The sequence below is a fragment of the Vibrio sinaloensis DSM 21326 genome (assembly GCF_000189275.1).
GTDB classification, from domain to species: domain Bacteria; phylum Pseudomonadota; class Gammaproteobacteria; order Enterobacterales; family Vibrionaceae; genus Vibrio; species Vibrio sinaloensis.
In genome coordinates, this window is the sequence record NZ_AEVT01000127.1 from 1 (window position 1) to 6,860 (window position 6,860).

At 40.8% G+C, this 6,860-nt stretch carries 8 protein-coding genes and 1 pseudogene; all 9 read right to left on the reverse strand.

Annotated elements, in window-relative coordinates; all coding sequences use genetic code 11:
• Nucleotides 1-316: 316 nt before the first annotated feature.
• Entirely contained in the window at nucleotides 317-667 is a 351-nt protein-coding gene (locus RH45_RS22735) for a helix-turn-helix domain-containing protein (RefSeq protein ID WP_008081740.1), read from the reverse strand.
• A gap of 734 nt (nucleotides 668-1,401) precedes the next feature.
• The gene (locus RH45_RS22280; RefSeq protein ID WP_008081744.1) at nucleotides 1,402-1,803 is read right to left on the reverse strand and encodes a DUF6228 family protein; all 402 of its coding nucleotides are present in this window, start codon (nucleotides 1,801-1,803) and stop codon (nucleotides 1,402-1,404) included.
• Between the two features lie 137 nt (nucleotides 1,804-1,940).
• Nucleotides 1,941-2,349 (reverse strand): annotated as a pseudogene (locus RH45_RS22285) (GFA family protein).
• 131 nt (nucleotides 2,350-2,480) lie between these two features.
• A complete protein-coding gene (locus tag RH45_RS22290; RefSeq protein ID WP_008081749.1) occupies nucleotides 2,481-3,329 on the reverse strand; it encodes a TIR domain-containing protein in 849 nt (282 codons plus the stop codon).
• Between the two features lie 186 nt (nucleotides 3,330-3,515).
• Nucleotides 3,516-3,986, reverse strand: a complete 471-nt coding sequence (locus RH45_RS22295; protein WP_008081751.1) for a dual specificity protein phosphatase family protein — start codon at nucleotides 3,984-3,986, stop codon at nucleotides 3,516-3,518.
• Nucleotides 3,987-4,124: 138 nt separating this feature from the next.
• Entirely contained in the window at nucleotides 4,125-4,634 is a 510-nt protein-coding gene (locus tag RH45_RS22300) for a hypothetical protein (protein WP_008081756.1), read from the reverse strand.
• A 167-nt stretch (nucleotides 4,635-4,801) separates the two neighbouring features.
• Nucleotides 4,802-5,593, reverse strand: a complete 792-nt coding sequence (locus RH45_RS22305) for a PhzF family phenazine biosynthesis protein (RefSeq protein WP_008081758.1) — start codon at nucleotides 5,591-5,593, stop codon at nucleotides 4,802-4,804.
• Between the two features lie 139 nt (nucleotides 5,594-5,732).
• The gene (locus RH45_RS22310) at nucleotides 5,733-6,137 is read right to left on the reverse strand and encodes a hypothetical protein (protein ID WP_005494818.1); all 405 of its coding nucleotides are present in this window, start codon (nucleotides 6,135-6,137) and stop codon (nucleotides 5,733-5,735) included.
• A 147-nt stretch (nucleotides 6,138-6,284) separates the two neighbouring features.
• Nucleotides 6,285-6,752, reverse strand: coding sequence for a DUF1353 domain-containing protein (locus RH45_RS22315; protein WP_071986213.1), 468 nt, complete (start codon nucleotides 6,750-6,752; stop codon nucleotides 6,285-6,287).
• Nucleotides 6,753-6,860: the final 108 nt, after the last annotated feature.

Consider the following 6,860-nt stretch of genomic DNA (forward strand, 5'->3'; position numbering starts at 1 on the left):
AGCCACGCCGGCACCACACTCAAATTGAACGCCGTACACACTGAACTAGACCCAAACCCAAAATGCCAAGCGTGGGGAATCACTCTTAAATTGTTTGTTAGGCATGCAAAATTTTTTTGCCTGGAATTCGCATATATACGAATTTCCTATGATAGTGAACTCCTAAATACCTATGAAATAAATTAACTAGAAGGTATTTATATGAAAGCACTAAAACAAATTTTTGATCACTTAAAACGCAACAAGAACTTCTACTTTAAATTGCTAGTCCACATAATCTTAATGTTCTTTGGGGCAAATTAATCACAAATAGAGTCTACCAATTCAATATGGTAGGCTCTTTAAGCAGCTTCATAGCATCTCTTTCAATATCATCCTCACTATAGAGATTAAGGTCTTCACCCAGTTCGTTTTCTATTTCTCTAATAGCTTGGTTAAGTACTTGCTCATCCACTGGAACTTTTGGTTTGAATTCGTAATGTAATTCACAATTAAGACACTCAGCAATTTCCTTTAAACTTTGAATAGTAATATTGCCCGTAATTTCCCTACTCTCAAGTTCGCTAACTGTCGAAGGAGCTTTGCCTAGCTTAACAGCTAACTGTTTCGAGGACATACGTAGAGCTTTTCTAATCTCTTTAATACTATTTAATGCTCTATCTGCCATCCAAATTTACTCTTTAATGTACATGCGCCACTTGCAGCCTAACGCCGCGTTAAGTGGTGAGCAACGCTACCACCTTACCTAAACCATTGTGGCGTAAACACTAAAGCCGAATCAAACCGAAAATGTCAAGCGTTGGGAATCCGTCTTAAACGCTTTGTTATATGCCAACTCGAAGATAGCTCGACTATTGAGTAATTTGCATGGAGACAATTTGAAAATGCCCAAGAAAGCAAGGTGATACATTTAAAGGAGTAAATGTTTTCTACTCACTGAAAAGGAAAAAGTGTGCTTAGGTTGATAGGTGGCCAGCGACGAAGCCGACTCCAGTAGCCCACGTTGTTTCAAACAATGAACTAAAGAAAATACGAGTACGAGCTAAAAGTGTCTGTCCCATAGGAACCCCCTGATTTTTGTCTGCAGTGGAAATTGAAGCCAACTGGATACTAAGGTAACGTAAAAGCACAAAAAAAAGAGCTACGGAGCCAACAAACGTCCAAGGAATCGAACCTTGACCCATCTCCCCAATCAGCCTAAGCACACTCTAAGGGGATGCGTATTATACAAGAAAAACAATAGAGTAGAAGTCCAAAAGTGCGCTACTGCACACTGGCATATAACGCCGCGTTAAGTAGTGAGCAACGCCTACCACCTAACTTAAACCTATACACCGTAAACACTTAACCCAGCTTAGAATGCAAAACGCCAAGCGTTGGGAATCTGCCTTAAACGCCTTGTTAGCTGTTTGTATGCAGGAAGTCTTTGAAGCCATTCGCTATTGACTCGAGTTGCCCTGCCTCAATAGTAAGTGCTACTTCTGAACTCCAGAAAGGCACATGGCTTCCTGAAAACACCTTAGTTATGAGAGTAATATGACCAGTTCTATCTACACTAGCTGACAGAGAGTACTCTCCTTCCAATGAAGCCCAATTTTTCTCGCCGACCCAACCTTTCCAATTGTCCGCAAGCATGGAGAAAAAATCCGATGGGCTTTCACCATACGGAGGGTTGCATACTCGAATAGACGAACTCATATCTACACCAGACAGTGATAAAGAGTAGTATTCTACCCAGCCCGTTGAATCTATTTCCGGCGAATGAAACTCAATCATTATCTCATCACCATTGGTAATTTTCATATGTTACGCGACCTTTTGAAAAACGGCTAACGCCGCATTAAGGTGTGAGCGACGCTTGGCTATACTTGAGCGAAGCGAAAGCGCCAAGCGTTGCGAATCACTCTTAAATGCTTTGTTAGGCGAAATCCTGTTCGGAGCTACTTCCGCCCAGGTTCATGCTTCTCGTAACGCGGCAATTCCGCATTTAAGTCCTCCCAATTCGCTTTCGAAGTCACGAAATTGTGAGATATAGGACGCTCTGATATGTCACTGTCTAGAGCTCCCAAACGAAGGCGATACCTTTCTGGGGATTGAGCATTTGAACTGTATATTAGGAGAGCCGCAACTTTTACAGAAGTACTTGCGCTTACCTTCGCTGCTCTCGTAAAACGTAAGAGTTTTATCTTGGTCTGTTAGCTTGAGTTCTTGAGCATTAATGAACCCATTTGTTGCATAAGCACTTCCACTTGCTTTACGACACAGCGAGCAATGACAGTGAATAATATCAGTTACAATACCATCAAGTTCAAACTGAATTGAACCACACAAACAACTTCCCTTATACATCTGTTTTCCTTCGTCAATTTTGGCTATTCGCCTAACGCCGCATTAAGGTGTGAGCGGCGCTTGGCTATACTTGAGCGAAGCGAAACTGCCAAGCGTTGCGAATCACTCTTAAATGCTTTGTTATACGAATTTTAGAACGGTATATCGTCGTCAAAGTTGGCTGGATCAAACTGCTGTCTTGGTGGCTGTTTATACTGAGACATTACTTTGTCCACTGCCGCTTCGTTTTCTAAGATGTATTCAACACCATCTTGCGTTAACTTGAACCCATACCACTCATTTCCGTTCATGTCCGAGTCCAACACTTTTTCAATGAGACGCATACGTTCTAGTTTGATTAAGTTAATGTTGAGTTTGTATGGTTCAAAGCCATCTGACAGACTAAAAGGAGAAATGTAGTCATTTTCTGTTGCCGTTGGAAGTAGCCGACCTAAAAGACGTAACATTGATTCTGAGATGGCATGCGCACTAGAAACTCGAAAAGAAGGGACATTTGATTTTATTTCATCTTTAGACTTGCTACTAAAGCTTCCCAACCGAGTTATTGATTTCAAGAACCTGGTACATGCCGCGTTTACAGCTGATTCCAGGTCGCCATCACTACGGTTTGGGTCATAGTCATTCACATTTACGCCTAGTAAGTCCGTTGGCATATGTAGTTCTTCGTTACGTGGCTTTAATATAAAGCAACGATCTTTGCCCAAAGCACCAATAAACAAGCCTAACTCAAATAATACATTATCTCGGACTGTTGGTTTGGGATTATCACGCATCATTGTGAGGTCTTCGGGGCGAAAGATGAATAAAGCAAAATCCACATTCTTTGCTTTTTCAGTCAATGAAGTAAGAGTGTCACCACCTGAATTAAAGATTTTGTCCCAAATCGTGACTTCAACTTTTCGATCTAAGCAAGCATTACAAGCACTGGCGACATCATAGCTTTCCGAAGACGAACCAATAAATAAACGAGGTTTTTCCATACAACTCAACCAACTAAAGCAAAAGAAAGAAGTATATCATACTGCGCCGATCTATATGCAATTCGTATAACGCCGCGTTAAGTGGTGAGCAACGCCAACCACCAAACCTAAACCATTGTACCTTAAACACTAAAACTTAATTGAACTCAGCTCGCCAAGCGTTGGGAATCCGCCTTAAACGCCTTGTTAGGTGTCTCTCAACGCGCTTAGTACCTTTAGCGCAAATTCGTCCCAACCTGGCGCAGTAAAGGCGATACTCCTTGCCTGTTTAACAGCATATATGGCTTCTATAGGAGACAGTTTTTTGGTGCTTATTAAATATGCAGCTAAAGCTAGACCAGTGCGATCTTTACCTGATTTACAGTGAACAACAACCACACCATTACGCTCGTGCTGTTCAATGAAATTGAGTATTTGTGGGAGAGCCTTTAAGCAAAGATCCAAATCACCATCGAGAGGTGGTGCATTACTTGAAAGCGGAACGTTTTTGTAGGCAATACCCAATGAGTCCAAAAGAGACACATGCACCATTTCACCGTCATTCACAGATAGTATGGCAACTACGTTGTTATTGTGTAGTTCATTAAGATCCCACATACAGTTGTCAGGACCACATCTACCAGCCACTGATTTTTCGATAAAAAATAACTGCTGCAAAATAGTTCTCCATTAGACACCTAACGCCCTGTTAAGGTGTGAGCAACGCAATACCGAAGCCGCCGCATACCACCTTAAACACCAAACACAACGCATAGTAAAAATGCCACGCGTTGCGAATCACTCTTAAACAGTTTGTTAGAAGTTTGTTTTTTTATGCATCATATCAGACAGTAAGCATTTCATTTGAGAGACTTTTTCAGCCATAACATTACTTAGACGCTCAGACTCTTTGTTGTAAGTTTCCAAATCCACCTCATTAAATGAGTCGATCACTTCATTGTGATAGTTAACTAACTCAGCTTCAATTTCACAAAACTCTTCGATAAATTCTTCCATAAATGGAAAATACAACTCTAACAATGCGACTACTTTATCACTGCACTCTGAAGCTTGCTCTCCTAATACTGACTCTTTAATCTTCTCAAGATTTGAGTCACGTATAGCTTTATAAAAAACGATAGCTTCATTTGTATAAAGGGTCTCAACCCTGTTTAGTGCTTCAAATGCTTGCTGTACGGTTTCTCTGAACAATTTATCGTGTTCTCGTCTATCAGATTTACGTTGGACAAAGTACACCCCAAGGAATGTCAAAGCACCACCAAGTAAAGTCTGGAAAAACGGCATAAACTCTTTAATTTCTAACATAAACTTCAATGCTAACCTGATTGAAAACTTCTAACGCCGCGTTAAGTGGTGAGCAACGCTACCACCAAACCTAAACCATTGTGCCGTAAACACTAAATTCAAAGCAAACCGAAAATGCCAAGCGTTGGGAATCCGTCTTGAACGCTTTGTTATAAAGCAGATTTCCACTAAACGTTAATCTTGCCTTTTAGATAAAGAACACCTTTACCTGATAGAACAACAGTTCCGTCTGAAACACAGCACTTCACTACACCACCTCTTTTGGAGGCTTGGTAGGCAACTAAATCGGCTTTATCCAATTTGTCAGCCCAATAAGGAGCCAAGCCAGAATGAATAGAACCTGTAACTGGATCTTCGTCACCACCGTTTGCTGGCCAAAAGTAACGTGATACGAAATCATACTTATCGGATTTAGCAGTGACTACAACGTCTAACGGTGCAAGCTGTTTCAATTGCTCAGAGATATAAGTGATGTCCAACACTTCTTGTTCACTAGCAAAGACGGCAAAGTAGGCTTGCCTGTTTTTGAGAACCTGTATCGGCTCGTTAGATAGTCCATTCAGTAGTTGTGTCGGGATTGTAGAAACAACCTCAGGTTTCTGGTTGGGGAAAGTCATTTCAATTTCATTCTGTGCATTGAGAGTGACATTTAAGTTTCCGACTTCTTTTGTGATGAACTCGATTTGGTTTTCAGCACCGAACTCATTAAACAATACATGAGCAGATGCTAAAGTCGCATGACCGCAGAAATCAATTTCTGTCAGTGGGGAAAACCAGCGAATTTCATACTGATTAGCACCGACATTTTTTATATAGGCAGTTTCTGATAAGTTATTTTCAGCTGCTATGTTTTGCATTAGCTCATCAGGTAGCCAGTCTTCGACTGGAACTACTGCTGCTGAGTTACCTTTAAACTGTTGATCTGTAAACGCATCAACTACGAAAATATCCATTTCCAACGTATAAACTCCATTTGCTTTATAACGCCTTGTTAAGGTGTGAGGCACGCAATACCGAAGCCTCCGCATACCACCTTAACCACTAAAACCAACGCATAGTAAAAATGCCACGCGTGCCGAATCACTCTTGAACAATTTGTTAGCCCTTTTTCAAAAGGTTAAGACTTGTATACGACAACCAAACCACCAAGATTGCCAGTAAGTTTAGAGAAACTGTTACTTCATTAACATTCACACTTATCGGTACTTCAACTCCAAAAGAAAAGGCTAAGGAAAAGTTAGGTGTTTCTATGCCTATCATCTGAATTAAATAAAGAACGATCATTAACTTAAATACCCAAAGCTTCTTTTTTAACAACCCGTAAAAACTAGACAAGTTCAAGCTTAGCATCACTAAAACAATTGCAAATGTGAGAAAAAGACTCGAAGAGCTCAATTGATTTACTTGGGCAAGCAAGGTAAATAGTAGAAACAGAGTAACTGCAACAGATATACCCTGCAAAAACAGCAAAAACTTTGTTCTTTTTAAATGATTTTCAAACAATTTTATATTTTCTCCTGAGGGCTAACGCCCAATTAAGGGGTGAGCAACGCTACCGCCCAACCTAAAAGCATTGTACATAAACACTAAACTTGCAGTAGAAGCAAAAATGCCAAGCGTTGGGAATCCCTCTTAAATTGTTTGTTAGGCTTACTTTTCATCGTTTCTGCGATGTTTCCACCATGTAAACCAACCACCCACTAGTAAAGCTAACCAAGCAAGTACATCAATGAAAGCAATACCGTTAACTTGAATACCTACATCACGGAATAGTTTGTCCCAATGAGCTTTACCTGCACCTTTTTGATAGTCGATTAGATTGCCTTCTTCATCCCTGTATACCAACTTGTCGTACCGATAGGCATAGTCATGAATTAATCCAGGAATGAGTAGCAAACCAATCGGAGAAAGTAACATCCAGAGAGGACGTGGGATCGATGCCCCGTCAAACTTGAAGCCTGCAGGAATGACAATGGTCTTGCCGTCTGGAAGCGTATAACTCCATTCCTCTTTCACCCGCCACTTTCGAATTGAAAAGATCCAGATATAGATTCGGCAAATCAAGCTAGGAACCTCTTTCGTGCGAATTGGAATGGGTTGTAAAACTGGCATCCTCATTTGAAACCTCCTTGTAAGCCTAACGCCGCGTTAAGTAGTGAGCAACGCTAACCACCTAACCTAAACCATTACGCAGTAAACACTTAACCCAACTTAGAATGCAAAACA

Excerpts from the sequence above, each read along its gene's own strand:
- RH45_RS22315 (WP_071986213.1), bottom strand. The coding sequence starts at position 6,752 with ATGAGGATGCCAGTTTTACAACCCATTCCAATTCGCACGAAAGAGGTT.
- RH45_RS22290 (WP_008081749.1), bottom strand. The coding sequence starts at position 3,329 with ATGGAAAAACCTCGTTTATTTATTGGTTCGTCTTCGGAAAGCTATGAT.
- RH45_RS22735 (WP_008081740.1), bottom strand. The coding sequence starts at position 667 with ATGGCAGATAGAGCATTAAATAGTATTAAAGAGATTAGAAAAGCTCTA.
- RH45_RS22280 (WP_008081744.1), bottom strand. The coding sequence starts at position 1,803 with ATGAAAATTACCAATGGTGATGAGATAATGATTGAGTTTCATTCGCCG.
- RH45_RS22300 (WP_008081756.1), bottom strand. The coding sequence starts at position 4,634 with ATGTTAGAAATTAAAGAGTTTATGCCGTTTTTCCAGACTTTACTTGGT.